The organism is Methanosarcina sp. KYL-1 (genome assembly GCF_024372725.1).
Classification (GTDB): domain Archaea; phylum Halobacteriota; class Methanosarcinia; order Methanosarcinales; family Methanosarcinaceae; genus Methanosarcina.
Genome location: NZ_VOUA01000038.1, coordinates 1 through 24645 on the forward strand (window position 1 = coordinate 1; position 24645 = coordinate 24645).

Here is a 24645-nt window from a genome sequence, read left to right on the forward strand (position 1 = left end):
AGTTGTCCTTACTGTGGACTGGTTCTCGATAGAGATCATAACGCTGCTATGAATATTCTGAGATTGGGATTACAATCTCTCCAGAATTCTGGTAGATGCCCGTCACTTCAGTGACGGGAGTAGTCACTATTTCTTTCAGTATTATCCTGTTTTGTTCCTATTTTTTCTTTTTTCCAGGTTAATACTCTTCCTTCCCGGTTTGTAATTCCCGTTCTAAATGATCTCTTTTTCTACTTCCTTTAATGCATATAACTGCCATTTCTTTTCTGGGGGGAGACTTATGGACAGTGTCACTACTGCTTTTTTCCTCACTACCCTTGCCGGGCTTTCCACCGGCCTGGGCAGCCTTATAGCTCTCCTGGTCCCTGAAATTAAGTTTACAAGGCTTTCCATCCTTCTGGGGTTTGCGGCAGGGGCGATGATCTACATCTCTTTTGTGGAACTGCTGGTAGAGGCTGTGGATGCGGTTGGGTTTTTTCGGGCAAATGCCGCTTTTTTCCTGGGGATGATCGGGATGGGGCTCCTGGACCGAATTATCTGGCATGTCCACCTGGATACCCTGCCTGACGGAAACGCCTTCCCTGAAATCGGAGACAGCCGCCTCCGGAATAACGGCCTGCTGACTGCTGCGGGGATTGCCATGCACAATTTCCCCGAAGGCATGGCGGTGCTGGCAGCGTCCTTAAGTTCGCCGTACCTGGGAGTTTCGGTTGCTGTCGCCATAGCGATCCACAACATCCCCGAAGGGGTTGCAGTTTCGGTCCCCATCTATTATGCTAGCAAAGACCGGAAAAAAGCCTTTGCTTATTCTTTCCTGGCAGGGCTCACCGAACCCCTGGGAGCTGTGCTCGGGTATTTCCTGCTCTTCCGCTTCCTGAATCCTGAATTTCTCTCCCTGGTGCTTGCCGCGGTCGGAGGACTCATGGTCTTCATCTGTTTTGACGAACTGCTGCCCATCGCAATCAGGTACGGGGACGAGCACCTTGCGTTTTCAGGGCTGCTTTTTGGAATGGCGGTAGTTGCCCTCAGCCTTTATTTCCTGAGCTGAACATTTCTCAAATTAAAGCCTAATTTTTTAATCCTGAGGTGAAGAAATAGATGAAAAAATCCGGAAAAAAACCTTTTAATTTATTTTTTTCGTGTTCGGTTTCGATATGTCTTGATTGATATATATGTGGGAAATTTTGACTTTTACACGTTTGATAAATAAACTTATATACTTACTCTTTATGTAACTTATTATAACATTTTGTGTTTTTTAATTCCCATGTCTCCGATTTCAAAATACTCAAATAAGCTCAATTGAAATAGGAAGGTCATCGAATTAGCATGCAAATCCACCCCGCAGCATTTCCCTATATGGTGGCATTAATTTTTTCAGGGCTAATATCCACCTTACTTGCTGTCAAAGCGTACAAAGCTTTCAATTACCGCAGGGTACCTTTTGCAAAATATTTCATCCTTATCATGCTTAGCATGTCCCTGTGGTCCGTTAATTATGCTTTTGAGGTCGGAAGCCTTGACATTGAGTCCAAATACCTGTTTGCCCGCCTCCAGTACCTTGGCATTGCTTTTGCCCCGGTAGCCTGGTTTGCGTTTGCAGCGGAGTATACGGGGGTAGCCCGGAAGTTCGTGCGCAGTTATGAAAAAGTCCTTTTTGTGCTCCCCTTCCTTGCAATTGTATCAATGCTCACAAACAGCCTGCACGGGCTTCATTTCGAAGGTTATTACCTGGATGCCTCCGGGGGCTTCCCCCTGCTTGTCTTCATACACGGGCCTTTTTTCTGGATTTTCTACGTCTACTCCTTCGTTTTAATTCTCCTGGGGATTTACTTCTTTATTAAGCAGTTTGTCCATCTGACCGTACCCTACCGGGCCCAGGCAGCGATCGCCCTCACAGCGGCCTGCGTCCCGGTGTTTGGAAACCTGCTCCACATCGGGGATGTGGGCCCCTTTGAATTCTTTGATCCCACGCCTTTTTCCTTTACCATTACCGGCCTGATCCTTTTCTGGGGGACCATGCAGCATGAGTTCCTGAACATTATCCCTATTGCCCGGGAAAGCGTTATCGAGTCCATGAACGACGGGTATATTGTGGCAGACCTCTCCAATTCTATCGTGGATATCAATACCGCGGCGCTGGGGCTGGCAGGCAAGACCAGGAAAGAGGTCTTCGGGAAAAGTTTAAATGAACTTTTCGGGGCAGAAATGGATGTCTTTCCTGAGGATATCCTTGAAGAAGGTTTCAGCAGGGAAATTTCCCTGAAGAGCGGTTCCGAATCAAGGTTCTTTACCCTCAGTGTCACTCCTCTTACCACCAGGGATGATGCTGAGGGAAAGCTGGTCATGATCCACGACATCACAGAGATCTACAGGTATCAGGAAGCCCTTAAACAGGCCAACAAGAAGATCAACCTCATGAGCAACATCACGAGGCACGACATCCTGAATCAGGTAAACGTGCTTTCCGGGTATACGGAACTGATCTCCGAGATGCTCCCGCAGGATGTCAAAGAAGATCCCCGGATAGGAAAGTACCTGAAAAACCTCAATAAAGGCATTGAAACGATCCATTCCCAGATCATCTTCACACGGGACTACCAGGAACTCGGCGTAGTCTCCCCTACCTGGCAGTCCGTAAGCAGTGCGGCACGTGAGGCTGCATTTGCCTTTTCAGGCCAGGGCATAAAGTTTTCCATCGAGGAAAACGATCTGGAAATATACGCCGACCCCCTCCTGAAAAAAGCTTTCTATAACCTCTTTGATAATGCAAAGACCCACGGGGAGCGCGTGAGCGAAATTTGGGTAAGTTCCCGCAGGGCCGGGGAACAGGTCGTAATCGAAATCAGGGATAACGGTGTGGGAGTTCCTGCCGACATGAAAGAGCTTATTTTCGAGAAATCGGTCGGGAAAAACACGGGTCTCGGGCTTTTCCTTGTGAGGGGCATTCTTTCCATTACGGGTCTGGAAATAAAAGAAACCGGAATAGAAGGAGAGGGTGCAAGGTTTGAAATTACTGTGCCTCAGGAAAACTGGAGAAAAGGCTCTTCTGACAGCATGGATAATTCTCAGGGGCAGGATTTTTAAATCAGATCCTGATTTATAATACCCGGGCTTGCAATTGAAAAAAGGAGGTCTTTTTTATTCTTGATATCCATCCTGCTGCATTACCTTATATGGGAGGCCTCGTTTTTTCGGCGGTCGTTTCAGTTTTCCTGGCATATAAGGCAAACCTGGTCTTTGATTACCGCAAAGTGCGTTTTGCAAGGTACTTCATTTTGACCATGCTCTGTATGGCCGATTGGTCAATTTTCTTTGCAGGAGAACTTGGGTACGTCGATGCGAAGTTCAAGTTCTTTTCTACCTGTCTGTCATATCCGGGAAACGCTTTTGTTTCTACCATGTGGTTCTTATTTGCGGCTGAGTACTGCGGAGTCGCATTAAAATTTATCCGCAGGTTTGAAAAAGCCTTTTTCATTTTACCGACTCTTGCGGTACTGGCAATTTTTACCAACTCTTTTCACTGGCTTTATTACAGCAGCTACTCTCTTGATACCTCCGTAGCGTTCCCGATTATTATCTACGATCACGGTCCTCTTTTCTGGATAATTTTCGTTTATTTTTTCTCGGGCACCTTGCTGGGAATTCTCTTTTTTATCAGGAAGTTCGCCTACTCGGGGGTATATCCCATTCCCCAGGTGGGAATTGTGGTAGGGGTTCTCCTGCCTCTGATCGGGACCCTGCTTTACCTGGGAGACGTAGGCCCGTTTGCCTTCATTGACCCTACTCCTTTTTTGTTTACCATTACTGGACTGATCATTTTCCAGCTGTATATGAGAAATGAGTTCCTTAACCTTGTTCCTATTGCCAGGGATAACGTGATTGAGACCATGAAAGACGGCTACATTGTAACGGATACGGAGAAAAGGATTATTGACGTCAATCCTGTCGTACTTGAGCTGGCCGGCAAAACCCGGGACAAAGCTCTCGGAAGAAGTCTGGAGGAACTTTTTGAGGAGCTTATCGATTTCTTTCCGGAAGATACGGATAAAGGGCCTTTTTCCAGGGAAATCTCAATAACTTCCGGCATGGGAATGCGTTTCTTCAGGACAGGCTTTTCTTCCATTTCTAGTGGGGAAAATGTCAGGGGGGCATTGGTCGTACTCCATGACATTACGGACGCTTACAGGTATGGAGAAGCCCTGAAACAGGCTAACCAGAAACTTAACCTGATGAGCAACATTACCCGGCATGATCTCCTTAACCAGGTCAACGTGCTTTCCGGGTATACGGAACTTCTTTGCGAGATGCTGCCCGAAGACCTTAGAGCTGAGCCGCGGATGGAAAGGTACCTGAAAAATTTCAAAAAAGGGATTGAAACAATCCACGACCAGATTATTTTCACCAGGGACTACCAGGATTTGGGGGTTGTGGCTCCGGTCTGGCAGTCTGTCTCCGGGGTGGCAAAGGAAGCTGCGTTTTCTTTTTCGAGTAGAGGGATTAAATTCTCAATCCCGGACGGGGGACCGGAAGTGTTTGCCGATCCCCTTCTTACAAAAGTGTTTTATAATCTCTTTGACAACGCCCTGGCCCACGGGGAAAAAGTAAGTGAAATATTTGTCAGTTTCCGTGAGGAGGGAGGAAAAGCGGTTATTGAAGTAGTGGATAACGGCACCGGGATATCAATGGACATGAAGGACACAATCTTTGAAAAATCCGTGGGAAAGAATACCGGGCTCGGGCTCTTCCTCATAAAAAGCATCCTTTCCATTACAGACCTGGAAATAAAAGAAACCGGAATAGAAGGAGAGGGTGCAAGGTTTGAAATTACCGTGCCTCCGGGGAACTGGCGCGGAAGTATTTCACAACGGCAAGAAGCCAGACAGCCGGTTTAACTTAGCCGGCACTTTAACTAACCGGCATAACTAAAAGCGCCTTCATAACCTTCTTCTCTCTACGAAGGCTTTCGTGCCGGAAAGTTGGGGAATTAAGTAGCCCCTGAAAAAGCCATCAGGGCGGTTGAAAATACCAGAAGTACGGTTGCAGCCACTACAACTATCAAAAGTTTATCTTGTTTTCTGTGCAGTTTTTCCGGTTCCGTCCTAACTTCCAGAACAGCTCCTATACTGACTCCTGCCCCTATTCCTATTGAAAGCCCGATGACCATTCCCTCGGCCAGGTTTCCCATTGCAGGGCCAAGAATAAAAGCTCCATAAAAGCTTCCGAGGGCTGCACCAGAGGCAAATGAGGATATCACCCAGTGCTGCTTTTCAAGCTCCCGTTTTTCCTGTATTCCCATGTCTTTTATCCGCCCATTCAATTCTGTACAACTCTTGTGAAAGTTTTTTTATTTATATGTTTTTATATCAGGACTCCACTATATTAACAAACTGAGCCGCGTTTGCAAAGAGAAATTTTTGCAGGTGCTTTTTTTATCATCATTTCTGGTGGAAACATGAGTGAGCTTACCCTTAAAGAAAGGTTCGAAAAAGCGCTTAAAGGAGAAGCCTTAGACCTGGTGCCTGTCTGTTCCGTAACCCAGACCGGGATTGTCGAACTTATGGAAATGACCGGGGCTTACTGGCCCGAGGCCAACTACAATGCCGAGAAGATGGCTGCCCTTGCCCTGGCAGGGTACGAAATAGCAGGGTTTGAAAATGTGCGCTCTCCCTTCTGCACCACCGTGCTTGCAGAGACCCTGGGCTGTTCTGTAGCTGAAGGGAGCATTGACATCCAGCCTTATGTGGCGGACTTTCCCTTCAAGAAAAAGACGGATGTTAAGAATCTCACAATCCCTGAAGGTCTTCTTGAAAGCAGGAGGACGTCCGTGGTGCTGGACGCGGTCGAACTCATAAAAGAAAAAGTTGGAGATGATGTGCCTGTCGTTGCGGGGCTTGTGGGCCCTGCAGGGCTTGCTTCTATGCTTGCGGGGATGAAAAACTACCTGATGTGGTTCGTGACAAACCCCGAAGTCGTGGAGGAGCTGCTGGGGGTTCTTACAGAAGCCTGCATCGAATATGCAAATGCTCTCTTTGAGAGGGGAGCCGATGCCGTTACACTTATCGATTCCGAGGCAGGGCCGGATATTATTGCCCCGGATATGTTCGAAACTTCGGTTCTTCCGCTGTACAGGAAGTACTGTAATAAGGTTAAAGGTTTGAATATCCTCCACATGTGCGGGGATGCAACTGCTGTCCTTGACTCCATTGCCGATGTCGGATTTGAGGGGATCAGCATAGAAGAAAAGGTGGGAGTCAGTTTCGCAAGGGAGATTGTGGGGGACAGGATCCGCCTTATCGGGAACGTCTCGCCTTCGGATACCCTCCTGACAAAAAGTCCGGATGTCGTAATGATTGAAGCCCGTGCCTGCCTTGAGGACGGGATCGACATCCTGGCTCCCGGCTGCGGGCTTGCTCCCCATACCCCCCTTGAGAATATCAGGGCTCTTGTCCGGGCCAGAGACGAATACTGTTCACAGTGAACTTTCTCAGGGCTGGAAATACTATTCACAGCAAACTTTCTCAGGGCTGGAGACGAATACTATTCACAGTAAACTTTCCGGAGGGACTTCCGGGGTAATTTCTTTCAGAAAGGGCTCCTTCTCTCCTTCCCCCATTTTCCTGGAGTCTTTAAGGCTTATGAGTGCGGCCGAGGCCATAATGAGGATGCAGCCTGCAAGGGTTTCGGAAGATAGCGCAATTCCCAGCACTGCGATGTCGAAAAATACCCCGCTGACAGGCTCTACAAGGGCCAGAAGGCTGCCTGTCTGGGCTTTAAGGTTGGCAAGCCCGAGAATGGTAAAAATCTCCCCAAAGCCTATTGAGATTATCCCGAAGGCTGCAAGCACTTTCAGGTTTTCCTTAAGGACTGTAAGGGAAACGTCGAATGCAGAGGGGCTAAGCAGCAAAAAGGCGATTGCCATGGGCCAGAAGATGATCGCGATTTCCGGATACTCCTTTTTCATGACTTTTACGTTGAGGATCATGGCTGCAAAGACCACTCCCGAGAGCAGCCCTGCAATCATCCCGAGCATGTAGGTGCCGGTAAACTCAAGGCCCGAAAACCCCCCTTCCGGTTTTACTATCAGGAAGACCCCGGTGATTGCGACAAAAAGGGCAGCTATGCTTTCCTTTCCTATTTTTTCGTTCAGGATGACCGGGGAAGCCAGCATCACGTAAATGGGAGCGGTATACTGGAGCAGGATGGCAATGGAAACGCATGTGATCTTCAGGCAGGTAAAATAGAGCAGCATGCAGCTGACCACCAGCACTCCCTGCAAAAGGAGGCTTCCTTTCTTTTGCTTCAGCCTGAGGTCCGATGTTTTCCCTCTGGCAACTATATATGCAAATAAGAAAAGCAGTCCGAAGAGCAGCCTGTAGAAGATTATGGGAGAAATGGCCATGTCATGGATGCGGGTAATGAAAAGCCCGTTCATGCTGTAAAACACGCAGCCTATAATCACTGCCAGATGCGCCTTTTTGCTCTCCAGAAACATCATGGCGCATAATTATACAGGTATATTATATATCTATTGGAAATATGTGCAGAACCGGGTGAACACGATAAGCTTATGTGTGCTATAATGAGCCGGATTATTCATTAATGAATCGGACCATCCGCAATAACGGATTTTTTTCGGTTCCGGAACTTCGCTTCCCTGAATTTCCGGTTCGTACCTGTGCATCTTACCTGCGGTTCATGCAAGGAGATGGACATTCCCTATCCTTACCCTCTTTAAACCTGCTTCCTCCGCAACTTTTTTGAACCTCAGGGCGTCTTCCCGCCTGGTACGGGGCAGGTCCCTCATCTCGAAGTGCGGGTAAAAGGCAAGCAGGGAGTAGGGGACCTCTTCGTCCACGCTGGCAACGAACTCCGCTATCCCTCTGATCTCCTGCTCGTGTAGCCCGGAACCATCAGGGTTGCAGCGGTCAGGAAGGGCACCTCCCGTCGCTGTCCGTAATATTTTCCCTTCCTTTTGAAATTCCCATGCACAGGCTTATTCCCTATGCCCGTGATAGCTCTATTCAGGTTCTCGTCCCGGAACTTCAGGTCAAATTTGATGTTTCCTCCCGAGCGCAGGCCCAGCTCTGCAAAGTTTTCAAGGATTTTCGGGTTTGCGTTTCCGTTAGTTTCCAGGCAGAAGCGGAGGATCATGTTTTTACCTTCGGCTTTCCTGCAGATCCGGGTGATCAGATACGGGTGATCTTGTCCAGCTGGGGGCTCGGGTCTCCCTCAAAAAAGCGGATGCATTTGGTGCTTTCCTTTATTGCGTCCAGAAACTCTTTGTCACTTACTTTCGATCCCGGTTTCATGCGGACTTCTTCCCTGAACTGCCAGTTCTGGCAAAAGAGGCAGTCATAGGAGTAACCGACGCAGAAAACCGCGAGGTTGTAATAGCCGTATTCCGTGCCCTCACACCTGGAATATTCCTGGTGCCCGAGGCCGCCTGCCGGGCATGCCCATTCCGAGATGCAGTTTGTGGGGTGCGGGTCGTAATAGTAGCTGGCTATCAGTTCCTTTTCCCTGGCCATTTTCCCGTTTTTATTCCCTACCAGCCCGCAGTATCCTTCCCCACCTTCCGGAATCCTGCACTCGTTCCCGCAGAACCTGCAGTGCACGCTTCCTGCCTCCGGTACTGACGGGACAAGCCCGAACCTCTTCCTGGAGGCGGCATGGGCTTTAGCTGCAAGCGGGAGGGCTTCTTCCGGTTTTGTCCTGATGCAGTCCGGCAGATCCCATACAGGTCGAGATCAGCGGGCTGCTACTGCCGCATATCCTGCACGTGCCCGTATTTTTTCCCTCATTACCTTTTTTTGAGTATTTTCCATATGTCTTTTATTTCCGTCAGATAAAACCGATTGAGAGATGAACTCAATTCATTTTTCTTTTCTTCATCCATCTGCCTGAAATGAGGTATGCTGTCATTATTGCAGCGGCTGCGGGGTAGATGCCCAGAGGCGACTCCTTTTCATCGCCTTCGGCTTCGCTTCCTGAGGTTTCTTCTTTTCCTGTCGAGGCTGCTCCTTCAGGAAACTCTGCTGTGAACAGGTAGATGTCCGTTGTACCGCTGCGTTTGTCCTGCCAGACTATGCGGTTGCCGGAGATTGCAGGTTTGCTTTCGTATTCCGAGGCGGTAGAGACTGCTTTTTCCTGGCCTGTGGCAATGTCATAGATGTAAATGTTTGTGCCTTTGTTCCTGGAGTCGGTCCAGACAATTCTTCCTTCCGAAATTGCCAGGTCTTTCTGGGCAGCCGGATTGCTTATAACTTCGCTTTCCTCTCCCGTGGAAATCTCATACATGTAAATATCGAGGTTTCCATTGCGCCTGTCTTCCCAGAAAATGTAGTCTCCTTCCACAACCGGGTTAGATTGATCAGCAGGGTCCGTTACAACCGGTTTTTCATCTCCTGTTTTGATATCGTACATGTAGATGTCATCGTTTCCGTTTCGCGTATCCACCCAGACGATTATGTCCCCCCATATGGCAGGCTTCGACTGGTCGGAGATGTCGGTGCTTATCCTGGTTTCTTTTCCGGTTGCAAGGTCGTACATGTAGATGTCCAGATGCTGGTTCCTCCGGTCTGTCCAGACTATTCTGTTTTCCCAGATTGCCGGTTCTGTCTGGTCTTTGGTGTCTCTGGTGATCTGGGTTTTTGTCTTTGAACTAAGGTCATACATGTAGATATCAAAGTTATTGTGTCTGTCATCCGCAACAACCACGCGGCTGCCTGAAATTGCAGGGTCTATTTCATCCCTTGAACCTGTAAATATGGGGATTTCCGTCCTTCCTGCCGAAAGGTTGTACATGTAGATGTCAAAGTTGCCTGCTCGCTCATCCTGCCAGACGATATAGTCCCCTGAAATTGCCGGGGAAAACTGGTTTCCGTAATCCGAGCGAATCTCCTGTTCAGTTCCTTCCAGGGCTTCTCCTGCGGCGGAACTTACGGATGCGGCCATTACAAGGACTGAAAACACAAGTACAATAACTATAAAAAAGACACTGCTGCGTTTCTTCATCAAACACCTCATTTATTCCAGAAACTCCTGGTGATCTGGACTTTCAAGATAGCTGAAATGGTCGAAATCTTAAAGCAATATTATCTTCCATACTTTTTATTGATTTCCTGAATGAAACCCGTTTCGGAGAGTTCGGAATGTGTAAGGCTGAGAACGCCAGCTTTAATTGGGGTCGGGCTTACAGGCGGCTTAGCTCAACCTTATTTCTGGTCAGGTTCACAAGTTTTACGATAAACTCTTCTTCCAGCCCTTCTCTTACCTCAAGGGTGAATTCGACTGCGTCCGCATATTTTTCTTCAGAAATGTTCCCGTATTCGGCTATGAGATTTCTTACTTTCTGTATCTCCGGATAACCAAAACGGGCCCTTAACATTACTTTTTCAAAAACTTCGATTACTTCTGCTTCTTCAATAGTTGCGGCAGCTGTCTCCCTGTAAGCCCGGGAAAGCCCCCCGAATCCCAGTTTTATCCCCCCGAAATAGCGGGTAACGACCACGGCAGCATTCTGGATTTCTTTTAATTCAAGGACTCTCAAAACGGGTTTCCCCGAACTTCCTGCAGGTTCCCCGTCATCGTCATATTTGAGGGCAAAAGAACCTCCTTCCCTTACCAGGTAGGCGGAGACATTGTGGTTTGCATCGGAGTGCAGCTCTTTAATCTCTTTTATGAAAGCCTTTGCTTCATTTTCGCTTTTCACAGGCTGTGCATAGCCTATAAATATGGAATTTTTGAATTCTTTCCGGGATTTTCCGGGTTTTTTTAGCGTTTTGAAGGCTGCCAATCTCCTCTGCCTCGCTTTTATTTTAGTCCTTTTTTCCTTTTAGAGCCGGTGGATGGGGTAATTGTTGATAGTACTACTATTCCCCTCTTCCTTATGTTTTACAGTTTTTAGATATTAATTGTAAGGTGTCATCGAATTAAAATAGAAAGGTTTTAATGATATTGGCTGCTCATGCATAAATGTCTCATATTTTTATATGAGTTTTTTATGGGAAGAGAATTTTAGAGGTTGAATCATGAAGAAAATGTTAAAGATTTTATCCATACTCCTGGTAATTGCGACTGTTGTCTTTGTAGCTGGCTGTGCTGAACCGGCTGACGAGGGAGCAGAAGAAGGACATGCAACTGAAAACGTAACTGAAAACGTAACTGAAAACGTAACTGAAAACGTAACTGAAAACGTAACTGAAAACGTAACTGAAAACGTAACTGAAAACGTAACTGAAAACGTAACCGAAGATGTAGTAGAATAACCTGCACACTAAATAAATACTCAAATAGCCTGTTAAAGGCTACAACCTTTTCTTTTTTTGAATAAATCGGATCTTTTATATAATCCTATTTTCTTTCTAAAGATTCCTTTATGTGAATCTATTTAAACTCTTCAATTTTAATTCTTCATCTTTTTTTTCTGTACTTCGGTTTGAACTCTTCGCAAGTTCTTTCTGTACAACTATTTGTACATCCGTTTAATATTTTACTGAGTTTTTTCTGAATGTCTATTTGAACTCTTCATATAACCTGTTTTTTGGTTCCTTATGAAGGATCTGATTTCCCCGGATTTTGAGTCTTTCATCCTGGGTTAGTTCGATGGAGCCGATTTTGATAACAGAAATTAAATATTATTTATTGTTCCTTATTAATCATCAGAAATAATAAATTAATTATACAATAAGGCAGTATTTATTCAGTTAGCTGTTTACGCATAAATTATTTGAACTATTACTTAATCCGGTTATATTAAAGGAAGAGATTTTTTAGAGGTACTGTTATGACAAAATTGCTTAAGATCTTAGCGCTGCTCCTCGTAATTACGACAGTCGTCTTTGCAGCCGGCTGTGCCGAACAGGGTGAAGCGGGCGCAGAAGAAGCTGCCGCAGAGGAAATGCCTACCTATTATGTAGGTACGGAAGCTCAGTTCCCTCCCTTTGAAATTGTGAACGCCGAGGGTAATGTTATCGGTTTTGATGTTGACCTCATGAACGCGATTGCAGAAGACCAGGGCTTCAAGGTTATCTATCAGGACCAGGACTTCTCAGGCCTTATCCCTGCCCTCCAGACAGGAAACATTGACATCATCGCTTCAGGAATGACAATCACCGAAGAACGTGAAGGACAGGTCGACTTCAGCGAGCCATACATCAACGCAGGCCTGGCCCTTGCCGTTGCAGTTGGCAATGAAGATATCCAGAGTGTTGATGACCTTCAGGGCAAGACAGTGGCTGTCCAGACCGGGTCTACCGGGTTCTTTAAAGCAGAAGAACTCAAGGAAGCCGGAATTGTGGCTAATATTAAGGACTTCCCCCACGTAAATGAAGCAATTTCTGAAATTGAAATTGGTGGGGCTGACGCCATGATCAACGACCTTCCCGTGACAAACGCCTTCATCGCCGCAAAGCCAGGTGTAATCAAGATCGTGGGCGAACCCCTTAACAGTGAGGCCTACGGTTTTGCCGTACGTGAGGGCAACACCGAACTCCTTGAAAAGATCAACACCGGCCTGCAGAACGTCAGGGACAGCGGCAAGTACGACGAACTTCTGGTCGACCTTCCCAACTACATGGAAGACGAATAAACAAAATAGCAATCACGAGAGTACAGCGCTTTTTGTGCTGCTCTCCTCTTTTTTGCTCAATTTTTTGTTCGATTCTTCTTGTTCGGTTCTTGCTCAATTTTTTGTTGAGTCCTTTTGTTTGATTCAATTTTCAAGATCGTTTTAATGTTCTCTAAATCCTCTGTTTTCAAGTCTTTTTCCCATGTTCTTGGAAATCCTCTTATTCAATATCTTTTGACATATACGATTTGTTTCAAATACATTGGTTTTATATAATTGAAAAGTATTTACCAATTATATATTTCTATAAAACAGGTAATCGTATCGGATATTGCTGTAAAAGTTTCTTAATCCGGAAGGCTTTGTTTAAATAATTCATTTGCAGGGATTTGTGCCGGAAATGAATAGTTCGTTCCGGTGGCATCTGAAATATGTGTCCTTTTCGCGGCAGGTATGCTTAACAGGTGCTTTATTTATAGCAAGTATCCCATTTTATACACCATAACCATCTGAGGTCAAAGTTTGTCTCTTTTAGCGTCCTATATTGAACACGCCGTTGCCGTATTTCCCAGTTTGCTGCGGGGTGCGGTAATTACCATAGAGGTCACTACCTTTGCGATATTTTTCGGGCTAATACTGGGGACGATTGCAGCTTTCGGAAAGCTCTCCAAGAGGTCTTTTTTCAAAATTCCCAGTTCGGTGTATATTGATTTTATCCGGGGGACCCCTCTTTTCGTGCAGATCTTGCTTTTTTACTACGGCATTCCTGGCCTGATCAACGGGCTTACAGGGGAAGTGTTCCGGATCGACCCGATCATCGCAGGTATCGTCGTATGCAGCATCAACAGCGGGGCCTACAACGCAGAAATCGTGCGTGCAGGCATTAAGTCAGTGGACCGGGGCCAGATGGAGGCCGCCCGCTCCCTCGGGATGACCGAAAGGCAGGCCATGAAGGATGTTATCATGCCCCAGGCCATAAGGCTCATCATCCCTCCGCTCGGAAACGAGTTTATCGCACTTTTGAAGGACTCTTCCCTGCTTGCAATCATCAGCGTACACGAGCTTTCCAAAAACGGGATGCTCTATGTCTCAAAGACCTTTGCGGCTTTCCCTACATACATTTCAGTCGCCTTCGTGTATCTGGCACTGACCATGGGAATTTCCCGCATTCTTAATCATATTGAGAGGAGGCTTGGTGTAAGTGATAGAAGTGAATAACCTCCACAAGAGTTTCGGGAGCCTGCACGTCCTTAAAGGGATCACCGAAAAAATTGATGAAAGCGAAGTGGTCTGCGTAATCGGGCCTTCAGGGTCCGGGAAAAGCACTTTCCTCCGCTGCTTAAACCTCCTTGAGACCCCCACGTCCGGGGAAATCCGGATCGACGGGGAGAAGGTAACGGACCCCAAAGTGAACATAAACAAGATCCGCGAAGAAGTGGGGATGGTTTTCCAGCGCTTCAACCTTTTCCCCCACATGACCGCCCTTAAAAACGTAGCCCTGGCTCCTATGAAAGTCCGGGGGCTTCCGGAAAAGGAAGCTTACGACCGTGCCCGTGACCTCCTTAAAAAGGTGGGGCTCGAAGACAAGGCCAACGTCTACCCCAGTTCCCTCTCCGGCGGGCAGCAGCAGAGGGTAGCAATCGCAAGAGCCCTTGCCATGCGCCCCAAGGTCATGCTCTTTGACGAGCCCACTTCAGCCCTTGACCCCGAGATGGTCGGGGAAGTCTTAAATGTCATGAAAGACCTTGCAAAAGAAGGCATGACCATGGTTGTCGTAACCCACGAAATGGGCTTTGCACGGGAAGTAGGAGACCGGGTGCTTTTCATGGACGATGGCATCATAGTCGAAAAGGGCACCCCCCAGGAGATCTTCTTCGATGCCCAGAATGAGAGGACTAAGTCTTTCCTGAGCAAGATACTCTGACTTTTCCCTTTTTTATTTTTATTCTTTACTTTCTTGAGGACATTCAATGAAAGAAGCACTTAAAGCCTACATCGACCTCTTCCGCGCCCACTTTCTTCCAGCCTGGCCCCTCATCTTCTGCTCTGGGCTTTTCCTGGCTTTTGGGAACTACGGGGGCTTTTCCTGGGTCCTGACCCTCAAGGCAGCCATTATAGGCCTGCTGGGGTTTGAAGCCGGGTTCGTGCTCAATGATTATGTGGACAGGAACAGGGACCGGCTGGATGTCGAGCATGCACTTACCCGTTACTGGAGGCCTTTTAAAAAGAGGCCGATTCCCTCGGGGCAGATCTCCTCAAAAAAGGCGTTCGGGATTTTCATCCTTCTTGCAGGGGTTACTTCAGCCCTGATCTTCACACTTCCCTTTCCCCATTCCCTCTACGTCTTTGCAATCATGCTCTACTCTTACGGCATAGAAGCTTTTTACCAGGTGAAAAAAAGGAACCAGAGGTTCCCGGTTGCCCAGCTCCTGGGAAGGACGGACTTCACCCTGTTTCCGGCAGCAGGCTACCTCTGCTACGGACAGCCTGACATGACTGTGCTGCTCTACATGCTCTTCTTCTATCCCTGGACAATGGCACATCTGGCAGTAAACGACCTTGCAGATATTACAAACGACAGGGCAAGGGGCATGAAATCTGTAACAGTGCTCTACGGCATTAAGGGGTCCCTGTGCTGGATTGCAGGTTTTACGCTGCTGCACTTCTTTATGGCGTCCTTTTTCCTCAGAGAGCTTGGGACTGTTGCCCTTTACGGTTTTCTTGCGGGCTTTGTCCTCCTCACAGGGGCAAATTTCTACCTTTTGAAGGAAAAAAGTCCCGAAGCCGGGTTGAGGGTGCTTCCCGCTTTCCACGGAGCCCTCTTAATTTATGCGGTTTCGATTATCCTTGACTTTGTGTATTGAATTAAGTGAAATCCTTATCCGGGCTTTTTCCAGGGTTTTCACTCCACATTTTTTCAGGTTAATTTTTTCGCCTGCAGAGCCGCAGGGTGTGGCAGCGGAGGCTCCCTCCTCCCGCAAGCAGGGCTTCTGGATGGAAGGGGATGATTTCCACACCTTCTTCGGCCAGGGCTTTTACGGTTTTTGGGTCAAGAGCGACATCATAGTGGAAAATCGTGCCGCTTTCCAGAGGGACGAAAGAGCAGGCCAGGCGGCGCTGTTCTGAGTCCGAGACCGGGATAATTTCCATGCCTTTCTGCTTTATGAAATCCGCAAAATCGATTCTCTCCCTTGAATCCTTTGTGAAGAGATACGTCTCTTCAAAGGCAGGGATGTAGGCAAGGGCCAGGTCTTTTCTTATCCTGTTGAAGACCGTATCCGGGTGCATGTAGCGGCGGGCTTTGGGGATACGGGCATAGATAATTTCATCAAAGCTGTCCTGAACCTTCGCTATGAATTCCTGAATAAACGGGTAGGTGTGCCGTTCGGTATCCGCAACAAAGACCGTGTCCTTTGAAAGCAGGAGACAGCCTTCGAAAAAGCCCCCGTTCCCGTTGAACTCCGAAAGGATGGGGACTCCCAGGTTTTCCAGGGCCTCCTTTACAACCACTTCTTCGTTTTCCCTTGCCGGAGGCCTCATGCGGGACAGCATGGCTCCTTTTTCGGAGATGACAGCGATATCGTGCAGGAAAGTAAGGTTAGGGAGCTTCGGGATGAGGTCTTTTTGTTCGTCCACATGCTCCGAGAGTTCGTATATCCTGACCCCGTTGGATTCCAGGAGTTCCCGGTACTTCCGGTGTTCCTCAATATATCTCCTGACATCCGGGACCTCGTCAAAGAGCCAGTGCCTGTAGTTTGAGGCGTTGATCAGGGAAAGTGATTCTTCGGGTGTGTGCAAAAGTGCGCTTTTCAGCCTCCCCAGTTCGTCACAGCCATAATCAATACTTGATCTGGTTTTTCCGGTCATATCCAGCTTTTCTATCTGGCAGCCCATATTCAAAACCCCCATTTCCGGTTTTTTTCAGGTATCTTTTATTTCCGGTTTTCTTCAGGTATTTTTTTGTTTATTTTTCAGGTCCTTTTCTTTGCGAGAATTATAACGTTTGTCCGGTCTTCACTCAGGAAAGTCCTCAGGACGTCAAACTCGCAGATGTTCAGGAAAGCGATTATCTGGTCATACGTATACTTGTAGGTAAAACCCATGCCGATGATGTCTCCTTCCTTGAAGGTCACGGTCCCGGAATCAAGCTCCAGGCTGGTCTCTTTCAGGATGTTCATGGTCTTCCTGGTCCTGTAAAGGGTCCCTATTCTGGAGTCCACATGTGAGAGCAAAAGCTCAAAGTCGAAATCTTCGAGAGCCATTCCGTAATGTATCAGCGGGTACATGTTAAAGAGGGCATTCTCCCTCGATGCATATGTGCCAAGGACCGACCTGCTTGCGGCCTTTGCTGCCTCGCTGCCTTCAGCACCGGGAAGTATATGGGCATCAAAGAGGAAGATGTCTCCGGAATCCAGGTTTTCCCGTACCAGTTTCAGGATAAAGTCCGGTTCGTAGTTGCAGAAAGTATTCCCGAGGATACAGAACAGGACAGGGGGTCTCCAGTAGTTTTTCAGGACTCCCAGCTCCTCGATGAAACCCACGATCCCTGTCTTTTTCACCGGTAAGTCCCTGACTGTTTCAAGGGCCGAATCCACGAGTTTGCTGCTGATGTCTATTGCATAATAGGAAGGAGAACTTTTCTGAACGAGTTTTTCAAGGAGGATTCTCTCTTTTTCCCCGTTTCCCACTCCAAGGCTCACAAGGTTCATGCATGAAGGGATGAACCTCCCGATTTCTTCCACTTTTTCCCGGAGCAGCTCCTTAAGTCCCCTGGCTACCGGAAAATTTTCGGACCCATTAAGCGTAAGCCAGTTTTTTGCCCCTTCGGATCCGGCATAGAGCAGATAATCCGGGAGATGGTGCTGTTTGAGGTTTTCATACAGTTTTTCTTTCAGGTCCTTTTCGCTGATCAGTTCGATCTTTTCCGGGTTTTGCTGCATTGTTTGCATGAGTCCTCCATTCCCTGATCCGTTACTCGATCCGTTACCTGATCCATTATCTGATCTATTACCTGATCCATTATCTGATCCATTACCTGATCCATTACCTGATCTGCTACCCGACCCATCACCTGAAGCATTGCTGGCACTCCGTCTTGAGGGCTTCCAGCGGGTCCATGCCTTTGTTTACCCCCACGCTGTAGGCATACCCGCGGCATCCTATGCACTCTTCAAGGTGTTCGCAGTTCCCGCACCTGCCTTCAAGCACCTTGTCGATGTTCCGGACATACGTGAAAAGTTCGGAGGCGTAAATCTCTTTCAGGCTCATCCTGTTCACGTTATAGGGGTATTCCCCGTCGACCTTCAGGGCAGGGTGCTCATCAAGCTTGGTAGGTGCACAGGGCCTCACATTTCCGTCGATATTGATGTAAAGGCTGTAGAGATGCTGCAGGCACCCGCTTGCGGTAATCGGGGTGTAGGGCAGCCAGTCGTACCCGTAGTGCTTCCTGTCGATTTCAAGCAGTTTTAGCTTGTACTTTTTTATTTCTTCAGCTGTAAGCAGCTTATCTTCAAGTTCGTCATTTGCCCTTCCTGTGGGCGTAAGGATTTCCATGTTGGGAAAAATATTGTTCTGCCTGCAGAAGTGCCAGATATCTTCGATTTCTTCGAGGTTCATCCTGTTGCTCACAAAAGAAACACCAAGTCGGAGCTTTCCAGGTTCTGCAGGTTCGGAAAAGCCGGCATTAATGAGGTTTTCAAGCCCCTGTCTGATTTCACGGGAAACTCCTTCCCTCCCGGCCAGGTAATCCTGAACTTCAGGCCGGAGGGAATCGAGTTTTCCCATTACGGAGGCGTTATGTTGGTAAAGGAACTCTGTGAGTTCCTTCGTCATCAGGATAGTGTTGGAAAACAGCATGGGTATGATCCCCAGGGAGTCGATGTAAGCTATCAGTTCCCTGAAGTCCGGATACAGGGTCGGCTCTCCTCCCCCTATCACAACCACGGATTTGATCCCCAGCTCCTTTGCTTCTGAAATGATACGTTTCAGGGCTCCGAAGTCTGCTATTTTTTTTATTTCCTCCCCGCTTTTCGCGTAGCAGTACCTGCACCTCAGGTTGCATGAGGTGTTTGTTTCAAGGCGAATTGCCAGAAGCCTGTTCGAATCCCTGGCTTCATAGGCTTCCCCTGCCCCGTACATGTACCCCCTCAGAACCGGAGGCGGAGAAAAAAGGTTTTCTGTATTTGGGTTAATATGTTCATCCCCCAACATATTAAAAAATTGGACAACACTCCATAAATAGTTTATGTGTCCGTATCAACGTGTTTTGTACCACGTGTTTTGTACCTTGAGTACTTGGAGAATACGTACTTATCAAATTGTAAGAAACTAAGTTTAGGGTTGTAAAAAACTGTTCCTGAATATCCGGGGATGAAAAATTGAAGTAAGTAAAGGTGCAAAATTGAAGTTTGTGGGAGAATCTGTGTATCTTTTTTTTCCTCTGGAAATTCCGGATTTCGAGCCAGCCATTATTTTTTACTCTACAGCCATTGTTTTTACTCAAAAACCTCAACCATGTGACAGTGGCAACCCTCCGTTTATCCTGGAATAAATTTATATACCCTCTTTTTCATCCTGAACCTGCACCATGTAGAAAAAAACGTTAGCTTATATCGCTGCATTCCTTAATGCCGTTTTTATCGGCCTCACTTTTCTCTTTACCAAACAGTCCCTGGCGTTTGCAGCGCCTTTTACGACCCTGGCTTTCAGGTTCGTATTTTCCTTTGTAGTTATGGCTGTACTGCTCAAATTCAGGCTCATAAATGTAAACTTTGGCCTGAAACAGGGCCAGCTTAAAGACCTGCTCTTTTTGTCCGTCTTTCAGCCTGTTCTCTTTTTCTCCTTCCAGGCGCTGGGCTTATTGCATATCTCTTCTTCGGAGGCAGGGGTTATAAATGCCCTTATTCCGATTTTTGTGGGAATTTTCGGGATGTTCATCCTTGGGGAAACCCTCACTTTTAAACAGTTTTTCTCCTTTTTTGTCTCAGTTGCAGGTATTTTCTATCTTTTTATGATGAAGGGAGGTCCGGATGGTTTCAGTCCTGCGGGAGTTGCATTTACCCTTCTTTCAGTCTTTTCAACGTCCATTTATATCGTGACAGGCCGGAAGCTTTCAAAAAGTTTTGATCCCATGACCCTGACCTTCGGGATGATGGCAAACGGAGCCCTCGTGTTCTTGCTGCTTGCCCTCGGGCTTGAGCATCCGACCCTGCAGGTTTCCCTCTCGTTGCTGCAAAACCCGGAGTTCATGTTCGGAATTCTTTATCTGAGTCTCTTTACCTCAGTGGGAACTTCCTTTTTAACCATCTACAGTCTTGGGGAACTGGAAGCTTCAAAATCGGCCGTCTTCATGAACCTCTGCCCGGTCATAGCCGTAGCTGCGGGAGTCCTTGTGCTGCATGAGGAGTTCAGGTATTACCACCTGGTAGGGAGCTTCCTGATCATTGCAGGGGTTGTGTTTTTCAGCTATTCCGGGAACAGGGAAAAAAGTTTTTCAGAACAGTAAAATTCAGGACTGGAAAATTCAGAACTGTAAAATTCAGAACAGTAAAATTCAGAACTGTAAAATTCAGAACAGTAAAATTCAGAACAGTAAAATTCAGAACAGTAAAATAGTAGCTGACGGCGAAAACAAGAATCAAAAGTCGTCTTTTATGGGTCCAAAAAATAAAGAGGGCCGCAAAAACTTCGCGAGGTGACTTGTGCGAGATTTATTGCTTAAATTTTGACCCTCGTTATTTTTTTACTGTAAGGTCAACTCAGAAACTTGTCAACTCAGGAATGTTTCAGTCCTCATCTCCTGCACAGCCGCAGGAAACGTTTCCTTTCAAAATCTCTCTCCAGTCCCCTATAACATCGTGGGTCCAGCAGTCGTCTGCACCTGCAGCTTCCCGCATGACCAGGGCAAAGATATAAGACAGTTCCTTGACCGTGGCTCCGGCTTCGAGGGCACCTTTGAAGTGTTTCAGGACGCAGGGCTTTGACCTGCCCTTGATGGAGAGGGCAAAGCAGATGAACTGGTAGGTCTTTTCGTCAATCATCCTTTTTTCGGCGTAAAGCTGGTCTATTTCGTCCAGCTTCTGGGTAAATTCCGGGAAAAATTCTTCCAGCATTTTCATGTGGCTAGCTCCTTTGTGGCTCTTTTTTGTGCAGATTTACTTGAAATGTTCACGGTGTTAAGTGGATGTACTTATTATGATATTTTTATTATTTAAGGCTTGTTTCAATATCTTTTGAAATCAAATAATCAAAATCCGATTGTAATCTGACACCTGAGAAACGTGGGGAAGAATTTTCTGACCTGCACAACCCTAAATTTATACCGCATTGTGCCAGAGTGAATAGTGTCAGAGGAAGTGTCAGAGGAATTGAGCGAATAGTGCCAGAGGGAAAATATGCTATACAGGAAATTCGGACAGACGGCATAGAAGGTTTCAATCCTGGGTTTCGGCTGCATGAGGCTGCCTATAATCGGGGGCGACGATTCCAGGATCGATGAGGGAAAGGCTTTTGGGATGATCCGCTACGCTATCGATAGCGGTATCAACTATATTGACACGGCACATCCCTACCACAGGGGCAGGAGCGAGCCCTTTCTCGGGAAGGTACTGCAGGACGGGTACCGCGAAAAGGTCTATCTTGCAACCAAACTCCCGAGCTGGCTTATTAAGAGCAGGGAAGACATGGACCGATACCTGGACGAACAGCTTGAAAGGCTCCGGACCGATCATATCGATTTTTATCTAGTACACGGGCTTAACCGGGAGTTCTGGAAAAATGTGACGGAGCACGGGATTTTTGATTTCCTGGACTCCGCCCTGCAGGACGGCAGGATCAGGTATGCAGGCTTTTCTTTCCATGACGACCCTGAAGTTTTCAAAGAAATCATTGATTCCTATCACTGGGCCTTCTGCCAGATCCAGTACAATTTCATGGACGAAGACTACCAGGCAGGAAAAGAAGGGCTGATGTACGTGGCTTCCCGGGGCCTCGGGATTGTCATCATGGAGCCCCTCCGGGGAGGGAGCCTGGTTTCAAGCGTCCCTCCCGAGGTACGGCAAATATGGGATTCTGCCCAGGTCAGGCGGAACCCGGCAGAGTGGGGGCTGCGCTACCTCTGGGACTACCCCGAGATCAGCGTTGTCCTCAGCGGCATGTCGGATATGGCGCAGGTGGAAGAAAACATCAGGGCCGCGGACAAAGGCTGCCCGAATTCCCTTACTGAGGCTGAAAAAGCTCTGATTTCCAGAGCCAGGGGAATCTATGAATCCCGGATGAGGGTTAACTGCACCGGTTGCCAGTACTGCATGCCCTGCCCCGAAGGCGTGAATATCCCCCAGAACTTCAAGCACCTGAACAACGCGGCGATGTTCGATGACGTTAAAAGGGCAAAACTTCTCTACAATATCTTCGTGCCCCCGGGAAAGAGGGCTTCAAATTGCGTGGAATGCGGGCAGTGCGAGGAGAAGTGCCCCCAGAAAATCCCTATCCGGGAGATGTTAAAAGAGGTAGTGAAAGTGTTCGGGGAATGATGCCCTTTCACTCTTTTTTACTCTGTTCTACCGGCCTTACTCAGTCATTGGAGTAACTTTAAAGGTCATTGGAACCTACTTTCCGATCATTGGAATGACTTTAAAGGTTATTACAACTGCTTTAAAATTTCCAGGAATGCTTCTTTACTTCTTTCCCCTGCCTTTGAAAAAAGTATAGCAGAAAGTCCCTCCTATCTCTGCGGTTTCATGAAGTTCTTCTATGCCCTTTTCCCATGCCTTTTCATCCGTCATTCCCAGCTCATGGGCTTCTTCTTTTACCCCCTCAACCATGGGGATGATGGTCTTTCGGATAAAACCGTCAACAAGTTCCGGTTTACTTGAATCGACATAGACCATCCTGGGCTCGACTATCACGTCTTCGAATCCTGCCTCCCTCAGGAGGGGGTAAAGCTTTCTTCCGATAAGGGAATCCCCTTTCATGTGTGCCTGCACTTTGATGAGGCAGTTCCAGGCTTCAAGGGCGTTTTTTCCTTCGGGGTGGAAATAACAGGAGCCGTGGTCTCCCTCAACAACGGTGATCGTGCCCCCTGGCTTCAGGACCTTTTTCAGGTTTTTAAGGGCCTTTTCCGGTTCCCGGAGGTGCTCAAGTACAAAGCAGACAAAAATGTGGTCAAAGCTTTCTTCTTCGAAGGGGAGAGAGTAAATGTCAGTCTGCCGGAAGGAGACGTTTCCGATGCCTTCTTTTTCCACGGCGTCCTTTGCTTTTCCTATTGACTCCCCGGAAATGTCAATTGAGATTATCTCGCTTTCCGGGCTGTTTTTTGCAAGGATTACAGTTTGTGCCCCTACCCCGCAACCTGCTTCCAGCACCTTTGCACCGGCAGGGTAAACTGTGTCGTGGTGGAGGAGTTCTTCAAGTGTGCCGGCCTGGTCTTCCAGGCGGGAAGATTCCCTTTCGGAATATCCGTGGACGTAATCGGTCATAAGATTTCACTTCTCTATCGGGCAGCTTTTTTATTATCAGTCTAATTTAAAATACAAGCAATAAAACATAAATAAGTTTCTTTGAAATCCTGAAATTACGGAAAAAATAAAATCAGTTCCGATAAAGCCGGCTATTTCTTATGATGATTTCGAAAAGACCGATGTCCGTACAGGGATAATCGAGCTTGTAGAAGGCGTCCCGAAGTCAGATAAACCGGTAAAGCTCACTGTCGATTTTGGGGACTACAAACGCACCCTCCTCACAGGCATGAAGCAGGAAAGGGAAAACCCGAAGGAAATTGGATGTGTTCAGGGTCTTTTATTTAATAAACCTATTTGATTTCTTAAACTCTTTTATTTACAAAGTTACTTCTATATATCATTTTTCATTTCATCAACAGTCCATCTTTTATTTGTAAGTATTAATCTAACTCTCTTAATATATTTGTTCACTTTTTGATTTTTTATCTGATTTTGTCCAGTCATCTTTAAATATTTACCCGGTCTCTTTTTTTTAAAATCATAATAGCTAATTTATGGGTGACGGTGGACGATCTTGGACTGACATTCTACGGGCAGAAAAGCTACTTATGAAGAAATAAACCTGAATATTGATGTATGCAAATTGAGTTTCCAAATTAAGCAAGATTTATCTTATAAGTGCCAAAGGCTGTCAGGATATGCCGTCTTTTCTTCACTTTTCATCCAGAATCGGTATTGTGACTAAGAGGTGTTTCTTCTTGGAAAACATAAAAAAGCATAACATTTTAAAAATTTCCATTGCAATCTCTTTGCTAATACTTTTCATTTGTAACGCTGCAGCACAAGCTCCATCAGAATTTGCTGCTGATGACCCCCAGACACATTATGTTAACGAGACCGGATCTATTCAGGCTGCGATCTACGCCGCCAGTCCCGGCGATACGATCATCGTGGAGAGCGGGACATATTATGAAAATGTGGATGTGAACAAAACCGGGATTGTCCTGCAGGGTATTGATACAGGTTCTGGTCTTCCTGTGGTAAACGGAACAGGTGGAAACTTCTGCATCAAATTAAGTGCAGATAACTGTACGTTTGAGGGGTTCAATGTGACCGGTGCTGACGAAGTAGGGGTCTGGGTGGCTTCGAGTAATAATACGATTTCGGATAATATTGTATGTTCCGAAACCTATGGTTTTTATGTGGATGCTTCGGGGTATGACTTGTCTGAAGGCTATGACCCCGATCTCGAATACAACGCTTCCAACAATACGTTTATCGACAACATGGTGTGTAGCGATGATGATTCCGATTCCTATCATTGCGGAATTTATCTGTACAGATCAGGATTTAACGAGTTTACCGGCAATACCTTGAGCAATAACGGTGATTCCGATTACTATTGTTACGGAATTTACCTCTACGATGATTGCTATTCCAACAATTTTACCGGCAACACTTTGAGCAACAACGGCGATGACGATGACTATTGTTACGGAATCTACCTTGAGGATTATTGCGATTCCAATGAGTTTTCCGATAACACTTTGACCAATGACGGTAACTCCGATTACTACTGTTACGGAATTTACCTTGACTATGAATGCAATTCCAACG

General features: G+C 46.9%; 25 protein-coding genes. 13 read left to right on the top strand and 12 right to left on the bottom strand.

All coding sequences use genetic code 11. The features are described 5' to 3' along the window. The 4 genes from FTO70_RS16605 to FTO70_RS16620 all read left to right on the top strand — a co-directional run. Positions 1 to 114: transposase (locus FTO70_RS16605; protein ID WP_255336912.1), on the top strand; the 114-nt coding region annotated here is incomplete at its 5' end. 166 nt (positions 115 to 280) lie between these two features. Continuing rightward, entirely contained in the window at positions 281 to 1048 is a 768-nt protein-coding gene (gene zupT, locus FTO70_RS16610) for a zinc transporter ZupT (protein WP_255336890.1), read from the top strand. Between the two features lie 311 nt (positions 1049 to 1359). Beyond that, positions 1360 to 3087 carry a histidine kinase N-terminal 7TM domain-containing protein gene (locus tag FTO70_RS16615; RefSeq protein WP_255336891.1) on the top strand — a complete coding sequence of 576 codons (1728 nt, stop codon included), beginning with the start codon at positions 1360 to 1362 and terminating at the stop codon, positions 3085 to 3087. An 89-nt stretch (positions 3088 to 3176) separates the two neighbouring features. Further along, positions 3177 to 4895: a histidine kinase N-terminal 7TM domain-containing protein gene (locus FTO70_RS16620; protein ID WP_255336892.1), complete on the top strand. Its 1719-nt coding sequence runs from the start codon at positions 3177 to 3179 to the stop codon at positions 4893 to 4895. Between the two features lie 92 nt (positions 4896 to 4987). Here the strand turns inward: FTO70_RS16620 and FTO70_RS16625 are convergent, their stop codons facing one another. Further along, positions 4988 to 5299: a hypothetical protein gene (locus FTO70_RS16625; protein ID WP_255336893.1), complete on the bottom strand. Its 312-nt coding sequence runs from the start codon at positions 5297 to 5299 to the stop codon at positions 4988 to 4990. 156 nt (positions 5300 to 5455) lie between these two features. Between FTO70_RS16625 and mtaA the strand changes: the two genes are divergently transcribed. After that, complete coding sequence (gene mtaA, locus FTO70_RS16630; protein WP_255336894.1) at positions 5456 to 6481, top strand: methylcobamide:CoM methyltransferase MtaA; 1026 nt, start codon at positions 5456 to 5458, stop codon at positions 6479 to 6481. A gap of 63 nt (positions 6482 to 6544) precedes the next feature. On the opposite strand, the gene FTO70_RS16635 is transcribed toward mtaA, so the two are convergent. The 6 genes from FTO70_RS16635 to FTO70_RS16660 all read right to left on the bottom strand — a co-directional run bounded on the left by FTO70_RS16635 (position 6545) and on the right by FTO70_RS16660 (position 10798). Further along, a complete protein-coding gene (locus FTO70_RS16635; RefSeq protein WP_255336895.1) occupies positions 6545 to 7495 on the bottom strand; it encodes a DMT family transporter in 951 nt (316 codons plus the stop codon). Between the two features lie 201 nt (positions 7496 to 7696). Continuing rightward, positions 7697 to 7858 (bottom strand): hypothetical protein, encoded by a 162-nt coding sequence (locus FTO70_RS16640; protein WP_255336896.1) that lies wholly within the window; start codon positions 7856 to 7858, stop codon positions 7697 to 7699. Between the two features lie 17 nt (positions 7859 to 7875). After that, positions 7876 to 8154: a hypothetical protein gene (locus tag FTO70_RS16645; RefSeq protein ID WP_255336897.1), complete on the bottom strand. Its 279-nt coding sequence runs from the start codon at positions 8152 to 8154 to the stop codon at positions 7876 to 7878. Positions 8155 to 8189: 35 nt separating this feature from the next. Next, positions 8190 to 8618, bottom strand: a complete 429-nt coding sequence (locus FTO70_RS16650; protein ID WP_255336898.1) for a hypothetical protein — start codon at positions 8616 to 8618, stop codon at positions 8190 to 8192. Positions 8619 to 8871: 253 nt separating this feature from the next. Further along, positions 8872 to 10017, bottom strand: a complete 1146-nt coding sequence (locus FTO70_RS16655) for a DUF5050 domain-containing protein (protein ID WP_255336899.1) — start codon at positions 10015 to 10017, stop codon at positions 8872 to 8874. A gap of 178 nt (positions 10018 to 10195) precedes the next feature. After that, the gene (locus FTO70_RS16660; protein WP_255336900.1) at positions 10196 to 10798 is read right to left on the bottom strand and encodes a YigZ family protein; all 603 of its coding nucleotides are present in this window, start codon (positions 10796 to 10798) and stop codon (positions 10196 to 10198) included. Between the two features lie 244 nt (positions 10799 to 11042). On the opposite strand from FTO70_RS16660, the gene FTO70_RS16665 reads away from it, so the two are divergent. From FTO70_RS16665 to FTO70_RS16685, 5 genes are all read left to right on the top strand, one after another. Beyond that, positions 11043 to 11270, top strand: a complete 228-nt coding sequence (locus tag FTO70_RS16665) for a hypothetical protein (protein WP_255336901.1) — start codon at positions 11043 to 11045, stop codon at positions 11268 to 11270. 518 nt (positions 11271 to 11788) lie between these two features. Further along, a complete protein-coding gene (locus FTO70_RS16670) occupies positions 11789 to 12592 on the top strand; it encodes a basic amino acid ABC transporter substrate-binding protein (protein ID WP_255336902.1) in 804 nt (267 codons plus the stop codon). Positions 12593 to 13093: 501 nt separating this feature from the next. Next, the gene (locus tag FTO70_RS16675; protein ID WP_255336903.1) at positions 13094 to 13789 is read left to right on the top strand and encodes an amino acid ABC transporter permease; all 696 of its coding nucleotides are present in this window, start codon (positions 13094 to 13096) and stop codon (positions 13787 to 13789) included. Continuing rightward, positions 13773 to 14495, top strand: a complete 723-nt coding sequence (locus FTO70_RS16680) for an amino acid ABC transporter ATP-binding protein (protein ID WP_255336904.1) — start codon at positions 13773 to 13775, stop codon at positions 14493 to 14495. Before FTO70_RS16675 ends, FTO70_RS16680 begins: the two co-directional genes overlap by 17 nt. Before the next feature lie 46 nt (positions 14496 to 14541). After that, positions 14542 to 15435, top strand: a complete 894-nt coding sequence (locus tag FTO70_RS16685; RefSeq protein ID WP_255336905.1) for a prenyltransferase — start codon at positions 14542 to 14544, stop codon at positions 15433 to 15435. A 58-nt stretch (positions 15436 to 15493) separates the two neighbouring features. Here FTO70_RS16685 and FTO70_RS16690 read toward each other — a convergent pair whose 3' ends face one another. The 3 genes from FTO70_RS16690 to FTO70_RS16700 form a co-directional block, all read right to left on the bottom strand. Continuing rightward, complete coding sequence (locus FTO70_RS16690) at positions 15494 to 16480, bottom strand: dimethylarginine dimethylaminohydrolase family protein (protein WP_255336906.1); 987 nt, start codon at positions 16478 to 16480, stop codon at positions 15494 to 15496. Positions 16481 to 16542: 62 nt separating this feature from the next. Next, positions 16543 to 17520 (bottom strand): L-histidine N(alpha)-methyltransferase, encoded by a 978-nt coding sequence (locus tag FTO70_RS16695; protein ID WP_255336907.1) that lies wholly within the window; start codon positions 17518 to 17520, stop codon positions 16543 to 16545. Positions 17521 to 17638: 118 nt separating this feature from the next. Then, the gene (locus FTO70_RS16700) at positions 17639 to 18709 is read right to left on the bottom strand and encodes a radical SAM protein (RefSeq protein ID WP_255336908.1); all 1071 of its coding nucleotides are present in this window, start codon (positions 18707 to 18709) and stop codon (positions 17639 to 17641) included. 472 nt (positions 18710 to 19181) lie between these two features. Here FTO70_RS16700 and FTO70_RS18090 point away from each other — a divergent pair, with 472 nt between their 5' ends. Further along, positions 19182 to 20075, top strand: coding sequence for a DMT family transporter (locus tag FTO70_RS18090; RefSeq protein ID WP_255336913.1), 894 nt, complete (start codon positions 19182 to 19184; stop codon positions 20073 to 20075). A 280-nt stretch (positions 20076 to 20355) separates the two neighbouring features. Here FTO70_RS18090 and FTO70_RS16710 read toward each other — a convergent pair whose 3' ends face one another. Continuing rightward, positions 20356 to 20688, bottom strand: a complete 333-nt coding sequence (locus FTO70_RS16710) for a carboxymuconolactone decarboxylase family protein (protein WP_255336909.1) — start codon at positions 20686 to 20688, stop codon at positions 20356 to 20358. Positions 20689 to 21009: 321 nt separating this feature from the next. On the opposite strand from FTO70_RS16710, the gene FTO70_RS16715 reads away from it, so the two are divergent. Next, complete coding sequence (locus FTO70_RS16715) at positions 21010 to 22101, top strand: aldo/keto reductase (RefSeq protein ID WP_255336914.1); 1092 nt, start codon at positions 21010 to 21012, stop codon at positions 22099 to 22101. Positions 22102 to 22245: 144 nt separating this feature from the next. On the opposite strand, the gene FTO70_RS16720 is transcribed toward FTO70_RS16715, so the two are convergent. Beyond that, a complete protein-coding gene (locus tag FTO70_RS16720) occupies positions 22246 to 23046 on the bottom strand; it encodes a methyltransferase domain-containing protein (RefSeq protein ID WP_255336910.1) in 801 nt (266 codons plus the stop codon). A 791-nt stretch (positions 23047 to 23837) separates the two neighbouring features. Between FTO70_RS16720 and FTO70_RS16725 the strand changes: the two genes are divergently transcribed. Then, on the top strand, positions 23838 to 24645 hold an 808-nt coding region (locus tag FTO70_RS16725), incomplete at its 3' end, for a nitrous oxide reductase family maturation protein NosD (protein WP_255336911.1).

Excerpts from the sequence above, each read along its gene's own strand:
- FTO70_RS16695 (WP_255336907.1), bottom strand. The coding sequence starts at position 17,520 with ATGCAAACAATGCAGCAAAACCCGGAAAAGATCGAACTGATCAGCGAA.
- FTO70_RS16700 (WP_255336908.1), bottom strand. The coding sequence starts at position 18,709 with ATGTACGGGGCAGGGGAAGCCTATGAAGCCAGGGATTCGAACAGGCTT.
- FTO70_RS16620 (WP_255336892.1), top strand. The coding sequence starts at position 3,177 with ATGGGAGGCCTCGTTTTTTCGGCGGTCGTTTCAGTTTTCCTGGCATAT.
- FTO70_RS16615 (WP_255336891.1), top strand. The coding sequence starts at position 1,360 with ATGGTGGCATTAATTTTTTCAGGGCTAATATCCACCTTACTTGCTGTC.
- zupT (WP_255336890.1), top strand. The coding sequence starts at position 281 with ATGGACAGTGTCACTACTGCTTTTTTCCTCACTACCCTTGCCGGGCTT.
- FTO70_RS16670 (WP_255336902.1), top strand. The coding sequence starts at position 11,789 with ATGACAAAATTGCTTAAGATCTTAGCGCTGCTCCTCGTAATTACGACA.
- FTO70_RS16625 (WP_255336893.1), bottom strand. The coding sequence starts at position 5,299 with ATGGGAATACAGGAAAAACGGGAGCTTGAAAAGCAGCACTGGGTGATA.
- FTO70_RS16690 (WP_255336906.1), bottom strand. The coding sequence starts at position 16,480 with ATGGGGGTTTTGAATATGGGCTGCCAGATAGAAAAGCTGGATATGACC.
- FTO70_RS16720 (WP_255336910.1), bottom strand. The coding sequence starts at position 23,046 with ATGACCGATTACGTCCACGGATATTCCGAAAGGGAATCTTCCCGCCTG.
- FTO70_RS16635 (WP_255336895.1), bottom strand. The coding sequence starts at position 7,495 with ATGTTTCTGGAGAGCAAAAAGGCGCATCTGGCAGTGATTATAGGCTGC.
- FTO70_RS16645 (WP_255336897.1), bottom strand. The coding sequence starts at position 8,154 with ATGATCCTCCGCTTCTGCCTGGAAACTAACGGAAACGCAAACCCGAAA.
- FTO70_RS16665 (WP_255336901.1), top strand. The coding sequence starts at position 11,043 with ATGTTAAAGATTTTATCCATACTCCTGGTAATTGCGACTGTTGTCTTT.
- mtaA (WP_255336894.1), top strand. The coding sequence starts at position 5,456 with ATGAGTGAGCTTACCCTTAAAGAAAGGTTCGAAAAAGCGCTTAAAGGA.
- FTO70_RS16685 (WP_255336905.1), top strand. The coding sequence starts at position 14,542 with ATGAAAGAAGCACTTAAAGCCTACATCGACCTCTTCCGCGCCCACTTT.
- FTO70_RS16710 (WP_255336909.1), bottom strand. The coding sequence starts at position 20,688 with ATGAAAATGCTGGAAGAATTTTTCCCGGAATTTACCCAGAAGCTGGAC.
- FTO70_RS16655 (WP_255336899.1), bottom strand. The coding sequence starts at position 10,017 with ATGAAGAAACGCAGCAGTGTCTTTTTTATAGTTATTGTACTTGTGTTT.